The organism is Streptomyces sp. NPDC025806, assembly GCF_055558275.1.
The window spans coordinates 602,375-619,352 of record NZ_JBVHMU010000001.1 but is presented as its reverse complement, the minus strand read 5'-3'; the positions used below and the strand labels follow the sequence as shown (position 1 = coordinate 619,352).

The 16,978-nt window shown below is 70.9% G+C and carries 17 protein-coding genes; 8 read left to right on the top strand and 9 right to left on the bottom strand.

Translation table 11 applies throughout. The features are described from left to right. The first annotated feature begins 103 nt into the window (after positions 1-103). The 5 genes from ACZ4E1_RS02805 to ACZ4E1_RS02785 all read left to right on the top strand — a co-directional run bounded on the left by ACZ4E1_RS02805 (position 104) and on the right by ACZ4E1_RS02785 (position 4,132). Positions 104-829, top strand: coding sequence for a maleylpyruvate isomerase family mycothiol-dependent enzyme (locus ACZ4E1_RS02805; RefSeq protein ID WP_467535138.1), 726 nt, complete (start codon positions 104-106; stop codon positions 827-829). A 9-nt stretch (positions 830-838) separates the two neighbouring features. After that, positions 839-1,495 (top strand): MBL fold metallo-hydrolase, encoded by a 657-nt coding sequence (locus ACZ4E1_RS02800; protein WP_467535136.1) that lies wholly within the window; start codon positions 839-841, stop codon positions 1,493-1,495. A 137-nt stretch (positions 1,496-1,632) separates the two neighbouring features. Next, positions 1,633-2,505 (top strand): ABC transporter substrate-binding protein, encoded by an 873-nt coding sequence (locus ACZ4E1_RS02795; RefSeq protein ID WP_467535424.1) that lies wholly within the window; start codon positions 1,633-1,635, stop codon positions 2,503-2,505. Continuing rightward, positions 2,502-3,383, top strand: a complete 882-nt coding sequence (locus ACZ4E1_RS02790) for an amino acid ABC transporter permease (protein ID WP_467535134.1) — start codon at positions 2,502-2,504, stop codon at positions 3,381-3,383. Before ACZ4E1_RS02795 ends, ACZ4E1_RS02790 begins: the two co-directional genes overlap by 4 nt. Beyond that, complete coding sequence (locus ACZ4E1_RS02785; protein WP_467535133.1) at positions 3,380-4,132, top strand: amino acid ABC transporter ATP-binding protein; 753 nt, start codon at positions 3,380-3,382, stop codon at positions 4,130-4,132. The genes ACZ4E1_RS02790 and ACZ4E1_RS02785 overlap by 4 nt, the downstream gene beginning before the upstream one ends. A 40-nt stretch (positions 4,133-4,172) precedes the next feature. Here the strand turns inward: ACZ4E1_RS02785 and aroQ are convergent, their stop codons facing one another. The 8 genes from aroQ to ACZ4E1_RS02745 all read right to left on the bottom strand — a co-directional run bounded on the left by aroQ (position 4,173) and on the right by ACZ4E1_RS02745 (position 13,307). Then, positions 4,173-4,646 carry a type II 3-dehydroquinate dehydratase gene (aroQ, locus tag ACZ4E1_RS02780; protein WP_467535131.1) on the bottom strand — a complete coding sequence of 158 codons (474 nt, stop codon included), beginning with the start codon at positions 4,644-4,646 and terminating at the stop codon, positions 4,173-4,175. 84 nt (positions 4,647-4,730) lie between these two features. Further along, a complete protein-coding gene (locus ACZ4E1_RS02775; RefSeq protein WP_467535129.1) occupies positions 4,731-5,831 on the bottom strand; it encodes a calcium:cation antiporter in 1,101 nt (366 codons plus the stop codon). A 94-nt stretch (positions 5,832-5,925) separates the two neighbouring features. Beyond that, the gene (locus ACZ4E1_RS02770) at positions 5,926-6,246 is read right to left on the bottom strand and encodes a hypothetical protein (RefSeq protein WP_467535128.1); all 321 of its coding nucleotides are present in this window, start codon (positions 6,244-6,246) and stop codon (positions 5,926-5,928) included. 129 nt (positions 6,247-6,375) lie between these two features. Beyond that, positions 6,376-7,365 carry a TerC/Alx family metal homeostasis membrane protein gene (locus ACZ4E1_RS02765; RefSeq protein ID WP_467535126.1) on the bottom strand — a complete coding sequence of 330 codons (990 nt, stop codon included), beginning with the start codon at positions 7,363-7,365 and terminating at the stop codon, positions 6,376-6,378. A gap of 240 nt (positions 7,366-7,605) precedes the next feature. Then, entirely contained in the window at positions 7,606-9,513 is a 1,908-nt protein-coding gene (locus ACZ4E1_RS02760) for a TerD family protein (RefSeq protein WP_467535124.1), read from the bottom strand. 10 nt (positions 9,514-9,523) lie between these two features. Continuing rightward, on the bottom strand, positions 9,524-10,102 hold the full coding sequence (locus tag ACZ4E1_RS02755; protein ID WP_188339566.1) for a TerD family protein: 579 nt from the start codon (positions 10,100-10,102) through the stop codon (positions 9,524-9,526). 148 nt (positions 10,103-10,250) lie between these two features. Beyond that, positions 10,251-12,383 (bottom strand): excinuclease ABC subunit UvrB, encoded by a 2,133-nt coding sequence (uvrB, locus tag ACZ4E1_RS02750; protein ID WP_467535122.1) that lies wholly within the window; start codon positions 12,381-12,383, stop codon positions 10,251-10,253. Between the two features lie 72 nt (positions 12,384-12,455). Further along, positions 12,456-13,307: an MHYT domain-containing protein gene (locus ACZ4E1_RS02745; protein ID WP_467535422.1), complete on the bottom strand. Its 852-nt coding sequence runs from the start codon at positions 13,305-13,307 to the stop codon at positions 12,456-12,458. Between the two features lie 273 nt (positions 13,308-13,580). Here ACZ4E1_RS02745 and ACZ4E1_RS02740 point away from each other — a divergent pair, with 273 nt between their 5' ends. From ACZ4E1_RS02740 to ACZ4E1_RS02730, 3 genes are all read left to right on the top strand, one after another. Continuing rightward, positions 13,581-14,465: a glycerophosphodiester phosphodiesterase gene (locus tag ACZ4E1_RS02740; protein ID WP_467535120.1), complete on the top strand. Its 885-nt coding sequence runs from the start codon at positions 13,581-13,583 to the stop codon at positions 14,463-14,465. 78 nt (positions 14,466-14,543) lie between these two features. Then, entirely contained in the window at positions 14,544-15,119 is a 576-nt protein-coding gene (locus tag ACZ4E1_RS02735) for a methylated-DNA--[protein]-cysteine S-methyltransferase (RefSeq protein WP_467535118.1), read from the top strand. Positions 15,120-15,175: 56 nt separating this feature from the next. Further along, positions 15,176-16,504: an MFS transporter gene (locus ACZ4E1_RS02730; protein ID WP_467535116.1), complete on the top strand. Its 1,329-nt coding sequence runs from the start codon at positions 15,176-15,178 to the stop codon at positions 16,502-16,504. On the opposite strand, the gene ACZ4E1_RS02725 is transcribed toward ACZ4E1_RS02730, so the two are convergent. Beyond that, a complete protein-coding gene (locus ACZ4E1_RS02725) occupies positions 16,491-16,868 on the bottom strand; it encodes a cupin domain-containing protein (RefSeq protein WP_467535114.1) in 378 nt (125 codons plus the stop codon). The genes ACZ4E1_RS02730 and ACZ4E1_RS02725 overlap by 14 nt on opposite strands. Between the last annotated feature and the right edge of the window lie 110 nt (positions 16,869-16,978).

Below are 16,978 nucleotides of genomic sequence, written 5' to 3'. Positions count from 1 at the left end.
AAGAATGCCCGACGCCGCCCGCGAGCTTATAGCACGTACATTCGATTTTGGCGTGGAGCAGGCGACCTTCACCCGAACGTGTGGCCCGACTATCGTCGGCGTCATGAGTGATCATGTGCGCGACCTGGTGTCTGTACGCGAGGCGACCGACCGGCTGCTCGCCGCGGTCGCCACCCTGGACAACGCCGCTGTGACCGAGCCGTCACGGCTTCCCGGCTGGAGCCGGGGTCACGTCCTCGCCCATCTCTCCCGGAACGCGGACGCGCTCGTCAACGTTCTCGCGGGCCTCCCCATGTACGCGAGCGCCGAGGCACGCGACGCCGACATCGTGCGGGACGCCCCGCGCGAGCTGCGCGATCAGGTGGCGGATCTGCGGGCGAGCGCCGAGCGCTTCCAGCGCAAGGGTGCCGAGGAGGCCGACTGGGCCCGCACCGTGGAGCTGCGCAACGGCGTCAAGGACGCGGCCGGAAACGTGCCGTTCCGCCGCTGGATCGAGGTGGACCTGCACCACGTGGACCTGGGGATCGGCTACGAGCTGGAGGACCTCTCGGCGGACTTCACCCAGCGAGAGATCAACTTCCTCGCCCGGCGCTTCCGCGACCACCCGGGCCTGCCTCCGATCCTGATCAAGCAGGACGACGGCCGGATGATCTCCACGGGAGCGGTGCAGAACCCCACCGTGGAGGAGATCGAGGACGGTGCGGTGCCGCCGCTCGGCATCGTCGTGCGCGGACGCCAGGCGGACCTTCTGGGCTGGCTCTCCGGCCGCCGGGACGGCAGCGCCCTGACCGTCGACCGGGGCACGCTGCCCGCACTGCCCCCGCTATAGGCTGAGCTCATGACGTACAGCGGAGCAGTGAAGGTCGGCGGCCCGGCGGACGTGCACGAGCTGCGGGACCTGATGATCTCCAAGGTCGCGGTCGGCCCGATGGACAACAACGCGTACCTGCTGCGCTGCCGGGCCACCGACCAGCAGCTCCTGATCGACGCGGCGAACGAGCCGGCGACCCTGCTGCGCCTCATCGGTGACGACGGCATCACCGCCGTCGTCACCACCCACCGGCACGGCGACCACTGGCAGGCCCTCGCGGAGGTCGTCGAGGCGACCGGCGCGCGCACGTACGCGGGGCGCGACGACGCCGAGGGCATTCCCGTGGCGACGGACGTGACCGTCGCCGACGGGGACGTGATCGAGTTCGGGAACGTGCGGCTCACGGCCCGCCACCTGGTGGGCCACACGCCGGGCTCCATCGCGCTCGTCTACGACGACCCGCACGGCCACCCGCACGTCTTCACGGGCGACTGCCTCTTCCCGGGCGGCGTCGGCAACACGTGGAAGGACCCGAAGGCCTTCGCAAGCCTCATCGACGACGTGGAGACGAAGCTCTTCGACGTGCTCCCCGACGAGACCTGGGTCTACCCGGGGCACGGCAACGACACGACGCTGGGCGCCGAGCGTCCGGGCCTTCCGGAGTGGCGCGCCCGCGGTTGGTGACTCCTGGGCGCGCACGCGCCCAAGGAGGAGCGGGCCTGCGGCCGTTCACAATGCAGCAACACCGTTCCACTATGCGGACAGTTACCGGCCTGATCTCGACAGGTGAGGCCGCGCACTGTCAGTCTCCCGCCATGCCCATGCCTCTCGCCCGGCGCGCCGCGCGCCTCGCCGTCTGCTCCGCCGTCGTCCTCGTCACCGCTTCGGCCTGCGCCCCCGAGCCCGAGAAGAAGGCCTCGGGGAACGCCACGACGGCCGCCTCCTGCGCTCCGGGCAAGCTGACCACCGTCGCCTCCGGCAAGCTCACCGTGGGCACGGACAAGCCCGCCTACGCCCCGTGGTTCGAGGACGACGACCCGGCCAACGGGAAGGGCTTCGAGTCCGCCGTCGCCTACGCCGTGGCGAAGCAGCTCGGCTACGACAAGGGCCAGGTGGCCTGGCAGACCGTTCCGTTCAACAGCTCCTTCGCCCCGGGCGCCAAGAAGTTCGACTTCGACATCAATCAGGTGTCGATCAGCGACCAGCGCAAGAAGGCCGTCGCGTTCTCGTCCGGCTACTACGACGTGCGCCAGGCCGTCGTCGCCCTGAAGACGTCCAAGGCGGCCAAGGCGAAGAGCGTCGCGGACCTCAAGAACGTGAAGCTGGGCGCCCAAGTGGGCACCACCAGCCTGGACTTCATCAACAACCTCGTGAAGCCCACCCAGAAGCCGGCCGTCTACCAGAAGAACGACTTCGCCAAGTCGGCCCTCAAGAACGGCCAGGTGGACGCCATCGTCGTCGACCTGCCGACCGCCTTCTACATCACGGGCGCCGAGGTCACCGACGCCGAAGTGGTGGGACAGTTCGAGAACACGACGGGCACGCCCGAGCGGTTCGGCCTCGTGCTCGACAAGGAGAGCACGCTGACGTCGTGCGTCTCCGGGGCCGTGGACAAGCTCCGCGACAACGGCACGCTCGCCTCCCTGGAGAAGAAGTGGCTCTCCGAAGCCGTCGACGCTCCGGTGCTCAAGTGACCGTCACCAAGGAGGCGTCCACCGTCGAGGACGCCTACGTACCCTCGGAGCGCCGCCTGGCGCGGGAGCGGCACAAGCGGGTTCGCGCGCGCCGGGCCACGGCCGTGGCGGCGCTGAGCACCCTGGTGACCGGCGCCGTGCTGTTCCTCGTCGTCGTCAACTCCCCCGGCTGGGAGCGGACGAAAGAGACGTTCTTCAGTGCGCACTACGCGCGCGTGGCGCTGCCCCAGGTCCTGGACGGGCTGTGGCTGAACGTGCGCCTTCTTGTGGTGTGCGGTGCGTGCGTGCTCGTCCTGGGGATGCTGCTGGCGCTCGCGCGGACGCTGCGCGGCCCGGTGTTCTTCCCGCTGCGCGCCCTGGCGACGGCGTACACGGACTTCTTCCGCGGACTGCCGCTCATCATCTGCCTGTTGCTGGTCATCTTCGGGGTGCCCGCGCTGCGCCTCCAGGGTGTGACGACGGATCCGGTACTGCTGGGCGGCACCGCGCTGGTGCTCACGTACTCGGCGTACGTCGCCGAGGTCTTCCGGGCCGGCATCGAGTCCGTGCACCCCTCGCAGCGGGCCGCCGCGCGCTCCCTGGGGCTCAGCAACCGGCAGACGCTGCGCCACGTCGTCATCCCTCAGGCGGTGCGCCGCGTCGTGCCGCCCTTGCTGAACGACCTGGTGTCGCTCCAGAAGGACACCGGTCTGGTCTCCATCGGCGGGGCGGTGGACGCCGTGTACGCGGCGCAGATCATCGCGAGCAAGGACTTCAACTACACGCCCTATGTAGTGGCGGGCCTGGTGTTCGTCGCCCTCACGATCCCCATGACCCGGTTCACCGACTGGGTGACGGCCCGGATGGACCGGCGCCGGGCGCAAGGAGGTCTCGTATGACCGAGCCGGTGCTGCGGATGGAGTCCGTCCGCAAGACCTTCGGCGAGACGGTGGTGCTGCGGGACGTCGACCTGGACGTCCCGCAGCACACCGTGACCGCCCTGATCGGCGCGTCGGGTTCCGGCAAGTCGACCCTGTTGCGCTGCGCCAATCTCCTGGAGGAGATCGACGACGGGGCGATCTGGCTGGACGGCGAGGAGATCACCGACCCGCGCGCGGACGCGGACGCCGTGCGCCGGCGGATCGGGGTGGTCTTCCAGGCCTACAACCTGTTCCCGCACATGACCGTCCTGGAGAACGTGACGCTCGCGCCGCGCCGGGTGCACGGCGTCTCCCGGAACGAGGCCGAGGAGCAGGCCAGGGGGCTCCTGGAGCGACTCGGGCTCGGGGCGAAGGCGACGGAGTACCCGGACCGGCTCAGCGGCGGCCAGCAGCAGCGTGCGGCGATCGTGCGGGCCCTGGCCGTACGTCCCCGGCTGCTGCTGCTCGACGAGATCACCGCGGCCCTGGATCCCGAGCTCGTCGGTGAGGTCCTGGACGTCGTGCGCGACCTCAAGGGCGAGGGCATGACCATGGTGCTGGCGACGCACGAGATGAGCTTCGCGCGCGAGGTCGCCGACCAGGTGTGCTTCCTGGACGGCGGCGTGGTCCTCGAACGGGGGGCTCCCCAGGAGGTGTTCGAGGACCCGCAGGAGGAACGGACGCAGAAGTTCCTGCGCCGCATCGTGGAGGCGGGCCGTCTGAACTGAGCGCTGCGCGCGCGTGCCTCCGGCGTTCCCGCAGCCCCGCTCAGGCCCCCGCGGCGCCGGGAGCGGCGAGGGCGGCGACGCGCTCCACGCCGAACGCGTAGCCCTGTACGCCGCATCCCGCGATCACGCCGTCGGCGCGCAGCGACACGTAGGAGTGGTGCCGGAACTCCTCGCGCTGGTGGATGTTGGAGATGTGGACCTCGATCACGGGCAGTCCGTCGCAGGTGTTGAGCGCGTCGAGGATCGCGACGGAGGTGTGCGAGTAGGCGGCCGGGTTGATGACGATGCCGACGTGGTGTTCGCGGGCCTCGTGGATCCAGTCGACGAGTTCACCCTCGTGGTTGGACTGGCGGAAGTCGACGGTGGCGCCGTGCGCGGCGGCCGCCTTGACGCACAGGGCCTCGACGTCGGCGAGCGTGTCCCGGCCGTAGATCTCGGGCTGCCGCTTGCCGAGCAGGTTCAGGTTGGGGCCGTTGAGCACCATGATCGGGGCGGTGGCGAGGGTGTGCGGCACGAGGACCTCCGTACGTCGGGCGTTTGCTCCCTGTGGGTCTATCACGCGGGCGCTCCGCCCAACGGGGCGTATCGGTCCGCGGGATCAGGGGGTGACGGCGAGTTCCACGTAGGCGGCGAGGATGACGAGGTGGACGCCGCCCTGGAGCGGAGTCGCCCTGCCGGGGACGACGGTCAGCGTGCTGACGATCAGGGTGAGCGCGAGGAGCACCATGTGCGTGGCGCCGAGGCCGAGGACGAGGGGGCCCGACAGCCAGAACGAGGCGATGGCGACGGCGGGGACGGTCAGGCCGATGCTGGCCATCGCGGAGCCGAGCGCGAGGTTGAGGCTGGTCTGCACGCGGTCGCGGCGGGCCGCGCGGAGGGCCGCGATGGTCTCCGGGAGCAGGACGAGCAGCGCGATGATCACGCCGACGACGGCGTGCGGCATGCCGGCCGCCTCCACGCCGTGCTCGATCGTCTTGGAGACGCCCTTGGCGAGGCCCACCACGCCGACGAGGGCGAGGGCGAGCAGCCCGAGGCTGGTCAGGGCGGTGCGGGTGGTCGGCACGTCGGCGTGGTCGTCCGCGTCGATGACCTCGCCGTGCTTGGTGATCGGCAGGAAGTAGTCGCGGTGGCGGACGGTCTGCGTCGCGACGAAGAGTCCGTAGAGGACGACCGCTGCGACGGCCGCGAAGACCAGTTGCGAGGTGGAGAACTCGGGGCCGAGCTTGCTGGTGGTGAAGGTCGGCAGGACCAGGCACAGGGTCGCGAGCGTGGCGACGGTGGCGAGTGCTCCTCCGGTGCCCTCGGACTGGAAGACGGCCACGCGGTGGCGCAGGGCGGCGGAGAGCAGGCTGATGCCGACGATGCCGTTGCAGGTGATCATGACGGCGGCGAACACCGTGTCCCGGGCGAGGGTGGCGCTCTTGTCGCCGCCGTCGGCCATCAGCGTGACGATGAGGGCCACTTCGATGATGGTGACGGCGACGGCGAGGACCAGGGAGCCGAAGGGTTCGCCGACGCGGTGGGCGACGACCTCGGCGTGGTGGACGGCCGCGAGGACGGACGCGGCGAGGACGACGGAGGCGATCGCGACGACGGCACCGGGCAGATCGCGCCCCCAGGTGAACCCGAGCAGCACGACCGCCACCACCGGGACGACGACGTACCACTGGGTGGCGAGGGCCCGGAGTCTGGTGATCATGCCTCGATGGTGCCCGGGGGCGGGCGGGGGCGCGACTTCGGCGCGGGCCGTCGGGTGGGTCAGGCGGCGGTCGGCGCCGGAGCGGCGGGCTGCCTCACTTCAGCTCGCGGGAGTCGGTCAGGTCGCAATTGGTGAAGACCGGCGGGCGCGTGCACAGGGCGACGAGCTGCTCGCTGAGCTTGTTGATCTCGGGCCGGTCGTTGTTGCGCATCGCGTCCTCGTACGACTCGAACTCGACGATCGCGAGGTGGCGGCCCTCGGTGTCGCGGTCCGCGAGCATCATGCGGTGCGTGGGCGCGCTGTCGGGACGCGGAGACTGCGCCATCATCTGCTGCTCGAAGTCGAGGAGGAGCGCTCGCACCTCGTCGATGCGCTGCGTCTCGAAGTCGATGATCTGAACGAATTTCTGGCTCATGGGGTCCATCCCCGTCGTGCCGTGGCTCCCCGGAGCGGGGAGCCCTCATAGCCAAACAAGCACCGGGAGGCGCGTGCGGCAACCGGACGCCGCACCTCCCGGTGCTGGTGTTTTCTACGCCTGCTGTCGTCAGGCCTCGACGCTGTCCTTCGCGGACTCTTCGGCGGCTTCCCGCTGGGCCTGCTTCTTGGAGGCGACGAGGCTCGTGATCGTCGTGATGACGAGGACGCCGCAGATGACCGCGAGCGAGACCGGGATGGAGATCTCGGGCACGTGCACCCCGGACTCGTGCAGCGCGTGCAGCACGAGCTTGATGCCGATGAAGCCGAGGACCACCGACAGGCCGTAGCTGAGGTGGACCAGCTTGCGCAGCAGACCGCCGATGAGGAAGTACAGCTGGCGCAGGCCCATCAGCGCGAACGCGTTGGCCGTGAAGACGATGTACGGGTCCTGGGTGAGGCCGAAGATCGCGGGGATCGAGTCCATCGCGAACAGCACGTCGGTCATGCCGATGGCGAGCATGACGACCAGGAGCGGCGTCATGACCTTCTTGCCGTGCTGCACGATGAAGAGCTTGGTGCCGTGGTAGCGGTCCGCGACGCCGAACTTCTTCTCGATGGACTTCAGGAGCCGGTTCTCCTCGAACTCCTCGTCCTCCTCGTCCGCCATGGCCTCCTTGATGAGCTTCCAGGCGGTGTAGATGAGGAAGGCACCGAAGAGGTAGAAGACCCACGAGAAGCTGGCGATGATCGCCGCGCCGGCCGCGATGAAGATCGCCCGCAGGACGAGCGCGATGAGCACGCCGAAGAGCAGCACGCGCTGCTGCAGGTGGGACGGCACCGAGAACTTCGCCATGATCAGGATGAACACGAAGAGGTTGTCGACACTGAGCGACTTCTCGGTGATGAAGCCCGCGAAGAACTCGCCGCCGGCCTGTCCGCTGCCCCAGATCGTGATGCCGACGCCGAAGAGCGCGGCGAGCACGATCCAGACCACCGTCCAGATGCCCGCTTCCTTGATCGACACGTCATGGGGCTTGCGCCCGATGAAGAAGTCGACCGCGATGAGGGCACCCAGACCGAGAACGGTCAGTACCCAGAGAGTGATCGATACGTCCACTGCGCCTCCGGCGTCGTACGGCTACTGATCAGCGTCGTCGCTGCCGGAGGTCTCTTCCACCCGGGCGCGGGGACCGCGCCGCGGGCCGACGCCCCGGGATCCACGGCATCGGGCCGGGTCCGTATTGACGGGAACGTCGCGCATGGGGAGTACTCCCCTCCGCGTAAAGGAGAGTACCCGAATGCCCCACGAAAGGTAAAGGCTTAAGTAAAGGAATCTCCAAATACGCAGGTCAGGGGCTCAGCGACCTCTTTCCCCTCGAAGATCCGCACGCGCTCTGGCCACCTCGGCGAGGGCCTGGCGCAGCACCGCGCTGCCGTGCGGGACGGTGGGCGGCTCGTACGTCCACGCGTGCCCGACCCAGGGATCGGCCAGGTGGTCGTCCGGCACGGGCGTCAGGCGGAGCAGCGCGCGCCACAGCGGGTCCAGGAGCGGCCCGTACTCGGCGGCGTCCTCCCGATCGGCGACCAGCATCAGGTGGACGCCGACCCGGGGGCCCTCGTCCGCGAGATAGCGCAGCCGGGTCACCGCGCGGTCGTCGAAGCCGTGCGGGAAGTCGTGCACGATCAGGAGCTGCTCGGCGAGGTCCAGGTCGGGCGGGAGCGCGTCGGCGGCGCCGGCCCGGACCGCCATCTGCACCAGGTCGACGCGCTCGGTCAGCCGGGCGAGCGTCTCGGAGACCCCGGCCGCTCCCCTGGCCACCGGTCCGGCGAGCACCCCCGCGTCGACGAGCGGAGCGAGCGCTCCCGCCGCCGTGCCCGCGGGGTCGATCACGTGGACGGCGAACTCGCCGGCCGGGTAGGCGGCGAGGAGCCGGGCCGCGTGCAGGACCGCGGTGCGGGCGGCGCGGGAGCGCAGCTCGTCGGCGTTGGTGAGCGCGTCACCGGCCGCGGAGCCGGAGTCGATCCACAGGCCGCGCTCCAGCGGAAGGCGCACCAGCATCGGGATGCCGATCCCGGCGGCCTCGCCCTCGGGCAGCCGCAGATCGCCGAGCCGGACCGCCATGGGCATCTCCATGGGGCTGCGGTAGGCGTGCCAGCACGGGTTGTCCCAGCGGGCGTACGGGGCCGGGAGCGCCGGCTCGACGACATCGGCCTCGGCGGCGAGCTGCGCCAGGTCCCGGTCCAGGGCCTCACGCGCGCGGTCGACGAGGGAGTCGTGCTTGGCACGGGCGGCCTCGCGCGCCGCGTCCGCCTGCCCGCCGATGCGGCTGCGCGGGTCGGAGAGGACCTGGTCGAGCTCCTGCTCCCGGCGGGAGTCGGCGAAGTCGACGGCGCTGCGGTAGGCGGCCGTGCTGCGGGCCATGTCCTCGAACATGCCCCACACCTGGTTGTAGAGCCGCTCCTCCATGGACCAGCCGGTGGCGTCGCCCGCGACCGGGGTCGCGGGGTGGTCCGGCTCGGCCGGTGCCGCGGCCGGGGGCGGCGGGGGTGCCTGGCGGCCCGGGTGTTTGTAGTCGATCGGGCCGCCCGTCGGCGGGGTGCTGCTCGGGGGCGGCGCGGTGGGCGGCAGGCCGCCCGTGGCGGCGCCGGCGGCCGCCGTCTGGCGGACCTGCGTCTCGTCGCTCGACCGGGGCGGCGGCGCGACCGCGCGGGCCAGTCCGCGGGCGACCGCGTCGTGGACGGCGCCGGCGAGTGCGGGCGCGTCGGTCAGGCCCTGGTCGGCGAGGAGCGCGGCGAGGCCGTCGGCGTAGCCCTGGCCGATGGCGCGCACCTTCCAGGCGCCCGCTCTGCGGTACAGCTCCAGGGCGACGACCGCCGACTCCGTGTCGAGGTCGGTGATCGTGTAGCTGGCCTGCTCGGCGCCGTCGAGACCGGTGACCGCCAGGAACGGGGCCGCGACGGCACCGAACCGGCTCGGGCCGCCGGTGCCGAGCGGCAGGGCGAGGAGGACGGTGACACGGTGCACGTCCTGCGGCATCGCGTCGAGGTCGACGGCGATGCGGTGGTCGGCCGCCGCCTGACGTGGAACCTCCAGGCCCGGCAGCGAGGGCGCGCCGGGATGGGCCACGCGCGCGGTGCCGTGCACGGCACCGCGGTCGTCGGCGAGCGTGGCGCCCGCGACGACCGGGTGCCCGGCCGACACCCGGATCTCCAGACGGGTTTCGGTGAGGGGATGGTTCTGCCCCCTCACCAGTTCGGCCGCCATCCCGGGCCCGCTACAGGGCGGGCAGGATCGCGGGCATCAGGTCCTGGAACGTACGGCCGTTGGCCGCGTTGCCCAGGGCCGTCATCTTCCAGCCCGCTCCGGCACGGTGGACCTTGGCCATGATCTGCGCCGTGTACTGGCCGCCGCCGTCCAGCGTGTAGCGCGCCAGCTCCTGGCCGTTCGACTCGTCGACCAGGCGGCAGAACGCGTTCTGCACCTCCTGGAAGGTCTGGCCCGTGAACGAGTTGACCGTGAAGACGATCTGGTCGATGTGGACCGGGACGCGCTGCAGGTCGACGAGGATCGCCTCGTCGTCCCCGCCCTGGCCGACGCCGCCGACCAGGTTGTCCCCGGTGTGGCGGACCGAGCCGTCGTCGCTGACGAGGTGGCGGAAGAAGACCACGTCGACGGGCTGCTTGTCGGCGAAGAGGACCGCCGAGGCGTCCAGGTCGATCTCGCGGGTGCGCGAGCCGAACAGTCCGCGACGCGGGGCCGCCTGCCAGCCGAGCCCCATGCGCACCGCGGTGAGGGTGCCTCCGTCCTGCTTCTCCAGGCTGATGGCCTGACCCTTGGTCAAGTCGATGCCCACGCGCTGTCCCCTCTCGAACCGTCCCCTGTTGCCGCGGCCTGCGCTCGCGGTTGGTCCAAACCCTAGAGGGCGGCACCGGCAGCGCCGCCTCCTCGGGCAGGGTTTGTGTCGTTCTTGCAACACAGCAGGTGCCCCGCCCGGGCGCCGGTCAGGCGATGCCCGCCTCCCTCATCTGCCGCAGCTCCTTCTTCATCTCCGACACCTCGTCGCGCAGGCGTGCCGCGATCTCGAACTGGAGGTCCGCGGCGGCGGCCCGCATCCGCTCCGTCAGTTCCTCGATCTGCTCGGAGAGTTCGGCGGCGGGGCGGTCGGTGGGCTTCGCCGGCTCGGACTTGCCGCGCTTCTTCTTGGCCGTCTCCTTGCCGAGCGCGGGCACCGGGGTCTTGAGACCCTGCCCGTCCTTGCCGCCCTTGCGGTAGCCGCTGCCCAGCAGCTCCTCGGTGTCGACGTCCTCGCGCGCGATGGACGCGACGATGTCGTTGATCTTCTTGCGGAGCGGCTGCGGGTCGATGCCGTGCGCCTCGTTGTACGCGACCTGCTTCTCGCGGCGGCGATTGGTCTCGTCGATGGCCTTCTCCATCGCCGGGGTGATCTTGTCCGCGTACATGTGGACCTGGCCCGAGACATTGCGCGCCGCGCGGCCGATCGTCTGGATCAGCGAGGTGCCGGAGCGCAGGAAGCCCTCCTTGTCGGCGTCGAGGATCGCCACCAGGGAGACCTCGGGCAGGTCGAGGCCCTCGCGCAGCAGGTTGATGCCGACCAGGACGTCGTACTCGCCGGCGCGCAGCTCGCGCAGCAGCTCGACGCGGCGCAGGGTGTCGACGTCGCTGTGCAGGTAGCGCACCTGGATGCCGAGCTCCAGGAAGTAGTCGGTGAGGTCCTCGGCCATCTTCTTGGTGAGCGTGGTGACCAGGACGCGCTCGTCCTTCTCGGTGCGCGTGCGGATCTCGTGCACCAGGTCGTCGATCTGCCCCTCGGTGGGCTTGACCACGACCTCCGGGTCGACGAGTCCGGTGGGGCGGATGATCTGCTCGACGTAGCCGTCGGAACGGGCGAGCTCGTACTGGCCCGGTGTCGCCGACAGATAGACGGTCTGGCCGACGCGCTCCTGGAACTCCTCCCACTTCAGCGGGCGGTTGTCGAGCGCGGACGGCAGCCGGAAGCCGTGGTCGACGAGGGTGCGCTTGCGGGAGGCGTCCCCCTCGTACATGGCGCCGATCTGCGGGACGGTGACGTGCGACTCGTCGATGACGAGCAGGAAGTCGTCCGGGAAGTAGTCCAGCAGCGTGTTCGGCGGGGAGCCGGGCTCGCGGCCGTCGAAGTGCATCGAGTAGTTCTCCACGCCGGAGCAGGAGCCGATCTGGCGGAGCATCTCGAGGTCGTACGTGGTGCGCATGCGCAGCCGCTGGGCCTCGAGCATCTTGCCCTGCTTCTCGAGCTCGGTGAGGCGCTCCGCGAGCTCCTTCTCGATGTCGTTCGCCGCGCGCTCCAGGCGCTCGGGGCCGGCCACGTAGTGCGTGGCCGGGAAGACGTAGAGCGACTCGTCGTCGCTGATGACCTCGCCGGTCAGGGGGTGGAGGGTGGAGAGGGACTCGATCTCGTCGCCGAACATCTCGATGCGGACGGCGAGCTCCTCGTAGACCGGGAAGATCTCGATGGTGTCGCCGCGGACGCGGAACGTGCCGCGGCTGAACGCCACGTCGTTGCGCGTGTACTGGATGTCGACGAAGCGGCGCAGCAGCTCGTCGCGGTCGATCTCGTCGCCGACCTTCAGCTGGACCATGCGGTCCACGTACTCCTGCGGGGTGCCGAGGCCGTAGATGCAGGAGACGGAGGCGACCACGACTACGTCGCGGCGGGTCAGCAGCGAGTTCGTCGCGGAGTGGCGCAGGCGCTCCACCTCCTCGTTGATCGAGGAGTCCTTCTCGATGTAGGTGTCCGACTGCGGGACGTAGGCCTCGGGCTGGTAGTAGTCGTAGTACGAGACGAAGTACTCGACCGCGTTGTTCGGCAGGAGCTCGCGGAACTCGTTGGCCAGCTGGGCTGCCAGCGTCTTGTTCGGCGCCATCACCAGGGTGGGGCGCTGCAGCTTCTCGATCATCCACGCCGTGGTGGCGGACTTGCCGGTGCCGGTCGCGCCGAGGAGGACCACGTCCTTCTCACCTGCGCGGATGCGCTGGTCCAGCTCGGCGATGGCCGCGGGCTGGTCACCGCTGGGCTGGTAGGGGCTGACGACCTCGAAGGGCGCCACCGTGCGTTCGATCTTGGATACGGGCCGCATGGGATCCACCGTACGACCCACCACTGACAACCGGGTGCGAACCGGCGTCGAACCCGGCGCCCGGCGCCGCTCTCACCAGCGCTGCGGGCTCCGGGAAGGCTGCTTGTCGGGGGCGCGGCGGGGGCGCGGGATCCGGGCGGCGGGGGCGCCCACCTCGCGGGCGGCGTCCCGGGCGTCGCGCCAGTCGGGGCGGCCCATGACCATCATCGGGTCGAACAGGACGACCACCCCGGCCAGCAGGAGGAAGCACAGGGGGCCGATCAGCATGGGGGCGAGGATGCCGGCGGCCGAGTCCCCGGCGGGGCTGCCGGTCGCGGCGTCGTGCAGCTGGACGCTGACGCCCGCCATTCCCATGTAGTGCATGCCGGAGACGGCGAGCCCCATGACGAGGCTCGCGCCGAGGCTCCACAGGATGCCGCGCACCTGGACGGCCGCCCACAGGGCCGCGGTGGAGGCCACCATGGCGATCACCACGGAGGCCGCGACGGTGTACGTGTTGTACTGAAGCGTCCCGTGGAGTCGCATTCCGGCCATGCCCAGGTAGTGCATCGAGGCGACCCCCAGGCCGGTGATCGTCCCTCCGGTGAAGAGGGCGGGGCCGGTCGCGCCCTTGTAGCCGACGATGAAGACGCCCACGCCCACCATGACGACGGCGACGCCGAGGCTCGCGAAGGTCGTCGGCTTGTCGTAGTGGATCGGCACCCCGCGCACGGTGAAGCCCATCATCGCGATGAAGTGCATCGTCCAGATGCCGGAGCCGATGGCCGCGGACCCGAGACCGAGCCAGCCGGCCCTCCAGGTGTGCGCCACATGGAGGGATCTCGTGGTGCAGCGCAGACCGAGCGCGCCTCCCAGGCAGGCCATGAGATACGCCACCACCGGAGTGACGAGTCCATAACTGAAGCCGTCGACCGTGCCCTGCATACGACGCAGCCCTTCCACCCTTTTGCCCCTACATGTCCTGCACGTTCCCCCTTCTGCCAACGGCCGCCGGGGTGACCGTGGTTGAGGCTGAGAGTAGAACCCTCACCGGAACGTTCGAACGATTTTCCGGCAAAGACCTGGCGCGTACGTCACGGGGTGGGTCGCAGTTGGATAACGCCGTTCAACTCCTGACCGTTCTTCGCCTGTTTGGCGTTGGCCCCGCGGTGTCAGTCTCATGCGAGTCCGTGTTGTCACGACCCATGAGGAGCAGACGTGTACGCACGCGCAGCAGCCGCACTCACCTCGGTGACGGGATCCGTCGTCGTCGCCGTCCTGGTCCTTCCCGGCACGGCGCAGGCCGCCGACGGAACCGACAGACAGGTGGTGATCGCGCACCGCGGCGCCTCCGCCTACGCCCCGGAGAACACCCTGGAGGCCGTCGACAAGGCGGACGAACTGGGGATCTCCTGGGTCGAGAACGACGTGCAGCGCACCAAGGACGGCGCGCTGGTCGTCATCCACGACAACACCCTGGCCCGCACCACGAACGTCGAGCAGGTGTACCCCGACCGGGCTCCGTGGAACGTACGCGACTTCACGGCCGCCGAGATCGCCAAGCTGGACGCGGGCAGCTGGAAGGGCGCCCAGTTCGCCGGCGCGCGGATCCCGACGCTCCATCAGTACCTGGAGCGTGTCGACCACAACCACCAGCGGCTGCTCCTGGAGATCAAGTCGCCCGAGCTCTATCCCGGCATCGAGGACCAGATCCTGCGTCAGCTCGGCCGGGACGGCTGGCTGCGGCACAGCCGGGTCAAGCACCGCCTCGTCGTCCAGAGCTTCAGCGCGGACAGCTTGAAGACCGTGCACCAGCGCCGCCCCGACCTCAAGACCGGCTTCCTCGGCACGCCCGCCGTGGCCGACCTGCCCGCGTACGCGAAGTTCGCCGACCAGATCAACCCCTCGCACACGACGATCTCCGCCGGCTACGTCGACGCGGTGCACGCCCTCAAGGGCCCGCACGACAAGCCGCTCGAGGTCTTCACCTGGACCGTGAACGACACGGCGAACGCGGTGAAGGCCATCGGGTTCGGGGTCGACGGGATCATCACGAACAACCCGGACGTGGTCCGCGACGCCGTGGACGCCATGTCGTACTGACCGCCGGCGGCCGGCTCCGGCCGCCGGACGAGCGGCTCCGGCCGGGCGTTGTCAGTGCCCGGCCGTACCGTGGTCGGCATGGACTCCATCGGCCGTACCGGGCAGGACGGGCAGAACGAGAGCGCACGGGTCGTGTGGACCGTCGTGGGCAGCGACATCGGTCCGCTGCTGCTGGCGGCGACGGACACGGGGCTCGTGACCGTGGGCTTCCACGCCACGGACACCGTGCGCGACCAGGCGCTCGCCCGGCTCGCCTCCCGCTTCGGGACCGAGCCGGTCGAGGCGCCCGACGCGCCGCTGCTCGCCGAGGCGAGAGCCCAGCTGGCGGGCTACTTCGCCGGGCGCCGGCACGCCTTCGACCTGCCGCTCGACTGGTCGCTCAGCGCGGGGTTCAACCGGGAGGTGCTGCGCGAGCTGGCGAGCGGGGTGCCGTACGGGGCGGTCGTCGGTTACGGGGATCTGGCGCGCCGGGTCGGTCAGCCGGGGGCGGCGCAGGCGGTGGGCGCGGCGATGGGGTCGAATCCGCTGCCCGTCGTGGTGCCGTGCCACCGGGTCGTGGAGAGCGACGGGGGTCTCGGCGGGTTCGGGGGCGGCCTGGAGACGAAGCGGAAGCTGCTGGCGCTCGAAGGGGTGTTGCCCGAGCCGCTGTTCTGAGAAGGTCCCGGGGCGGGACGCGGTGATCGGTACGGGGTGTGCAGGGGGTGGGGTCGATGGGCGCGGGTGCGCTGGGATCGGGTGAGACGCCGGGCGCGGACGAGGTGCGCGCCGAGCCGGCCGGGGAGTCGGTGGGGCCGGGCGGCGGGGTCGGGGAGGCCGTTCAGAGACGGACGCAGCGCGTGCTGGTCGCCTCGCAGATACTCGGCGGGCTCGGCACCGCCACCGGGATCGCGCTGGCCGCGGTGCTCGCCAAGAAGGTGAGCGGCGACGAGGCGCTGTCCGGCCTCGCGTCCACGGCCAGCGTGGTGGGGACGGCGGTGCTGTCGATGCCGCTGGCCGCGTTGATGAACGCGCGCGGGCGGCGGGCCGGGCTCGTCCTCGCCTATCTGGTCGGTGCGGCGGGCGCGCTGCTGACCGTGGTCGCCGCCGCGGTGGGGAACTTTCCGCTGCTGCTCGTGGGCCTCGCCGGGTTCGGCGCCGCCTCCTCGGCCAATCTGCAGGCACGCTACGCGGCGGCCGATCTGGCGGAGCCGGACCGGCGGGCGCGCGCCATCTCGACGGTGGTGTGGGCGACGACGATCGGCGCGGTCCTCGGGCCGAACATCGCGGCGCCCGCGGGCCGCAGCGTGACCGGGCTCGGCATCCCCGAGGAGTCCGGGCCGTTCGTGTGGGCGGCCGGGGTCTTCCTGATCTCCGCCGTCCTCGTGCATCTGCTGCTGAGACCCGACCCCCTGCTGACCGCCCGGGCGCTGGCCCCGGCGGCGGAGCAGTCGGCGGAGGCGCGCTCGCTGCGCGCGGGGTTCGCGGCCGTGTCGGCGTCTCCCATGGCCCGGCTCGCGCTCGTGACGGTCGCGGTGGCGCACACGGCGATGGTGTCGGTCATGTCGATGACACCGGTGGACCTGGAGCACCACGGCGCCGGCATCGAGCTGATCGGACTCGTCATCAGCGGTCACATCGCCGGCATGTACGCGTTCTCGCCGGTGATGGGGCGGCTCGCGGACCGGTTCGGGCGGCTGACGGTGATCGGGCTCGCTGTCGGGCTGCTGGCGCTGGCCGCCCTGCTCGCGGGGACGGCGGGCGGCAGCCATGTGCGCAGCGCGGCCGGGCTGTTCGTGCTGGGGCTCGGCTGGTCGGCGGGGCTGGTCGCCGGTTCCGCGCTGCTCACCGACTCGGTGCCGCAGGCCGCGCGCGCCGCCGCGCAGGGCTTGTCGGACCTGACGACGAGTCTGGCGGCGGGCGTCGGCGGCGCGACGGCCGGTCTGGTGGTGGCGACGGCGAGCTACGCGTGGCTGAACCTGGCGGCGGCCTGTCTGCTGCTGCCGCTCGGTGCGCTCGCCCTGTTCACGAGACGGTTCAGCTCAGGCCTCAGCTCAGGCTGATCTGGTAGGCCTTGCGCAGCGTCTCGTGCACGGTCCACGTCGTCCGGTCGCCCTCGCGCAGCACGGCGGCGGTGCCGGGACCGAGCTCCAGGGTGTCGCCGCCCTCGATCTCGACGGTGGCGCGTCCGCTGACGACGACGAACAGCTCGTCGGCCTCGGTGTCGGTGACCACGCCGGGCGTGATCTGCCAGATGCCCCGCAGCTGCTTGCCGTCGGCGGACTCCCACAGCACCGCGCCGGTGACTTCGGGGGTGCCCGAGACGATCTGGGCGGGGTCGAGCGGCTCCGGCTCCAGGGTCACGTCGGGGACGTGGACGGCGAAGGAGGGGACGGGGCCGGTGGTGGGCTGAGCGTTCGTGGTCATGGCCGGACCCTAGTTGACCTGCGCCCCTTCGCTCACTGGACGCCTCGTAGCGTCGTACGGCCGCCGACTGGACGGGCCGTCGAGCCGTGGCGGCGTCGCGCCCGGAAGCC

Excerpts from the sequence above, each read along its gene's own strand:
- ACZ4E1_RS02805 (WP_467535138.1), top strand. The coding sequence starts at position 104 with ATGAGTGATCATGTGCGCGACCTGGTGTCTGTACGCGAGGCGACCGAC.
- ACZ4E1_RS02800 (WP_467535136.1), top strand. The coding sequence starts at position 839 with ATGACGTACAGCGGAGCAGTGAAGGTCGGCGGCCCGGCGGACGTGCAC.
- ACZ4E1_RS02795 (WP_467535424.1), top strand. The coding sequence starts at position 1,633 with ATGCCTCTCGCCCGGCGCGCCGCGCGCCTCGCCGTCTGCTCCGCCGTC.
- ACZ4E1_RS02785 (WP_467535133.1), top strand. The coding sequence starts at position 3,380 with ATGACCGAGCCGGTGCTGCGGATGGAGTCCGTCCGCAAGACCTTCGGC.
- ACZ4E1_RS02775 (WP_467535129.1), bottom strand. The coding sequence starts at position 5,831 with ATGATCACCAGACTCCGGGCCCTCGCCACCCAGTGGTACGTCGTCGTC.
- ACZ4E1_RS02770 (WP_467535128.1), bottom strand. The coding sequence starts at position 6,246 with ATGAGCCAGAAATTCGTTCAGATCATCGACTTCGAGACGCAGCGCATC.
- ACZ4E1_RS02760 (WP_467535124.1), bottom strand. The coding sequence starts at position 9,513 with ATGGCGGCCGAACTGGTGAGGGGGCAGAACCATCCCCTCACCGAAACC.
- uvrB (WP_467535122.1), bottom strand. The coding sequence starts at position 12,383 with ATGCGGCCCGTATCCAAGATCGAACGCACGGTGGCGCCCTTCGAGGTC.
- ACZ4E1_RS02745 (WP_467535422.1), bottom strand. The coding sequence starts at position 13,307 with ATGCAGGGCACGGTCGACGGCTTCAGTTATGGACTCGTCACTCCGGTG.
- ACZ4E1_RS02735 (WP_467535118.1), top strand. The coding sequence starts at position 14,544 with ATGGACTCCATCGGCCGTACCGGGCAGGACGGGCAGAACGAGAGCGCA.
- ACZ4E1_RS02730 (WP_467535116.1), top strand. The coding sequence starts at position 15,176 with ATGGGCGCGGGTGCGCTGGGATCGGGTGAGACGCCGGGCGCGGACGAG.
- ACZ4E1_RS02725 (WP_467535114.1), bottom strand. The coding sequence starts at position 16,868 with ATGACCACGAACGCTCAGCCCACCACCGGCCCCGTCCCCTCCTTCGCC.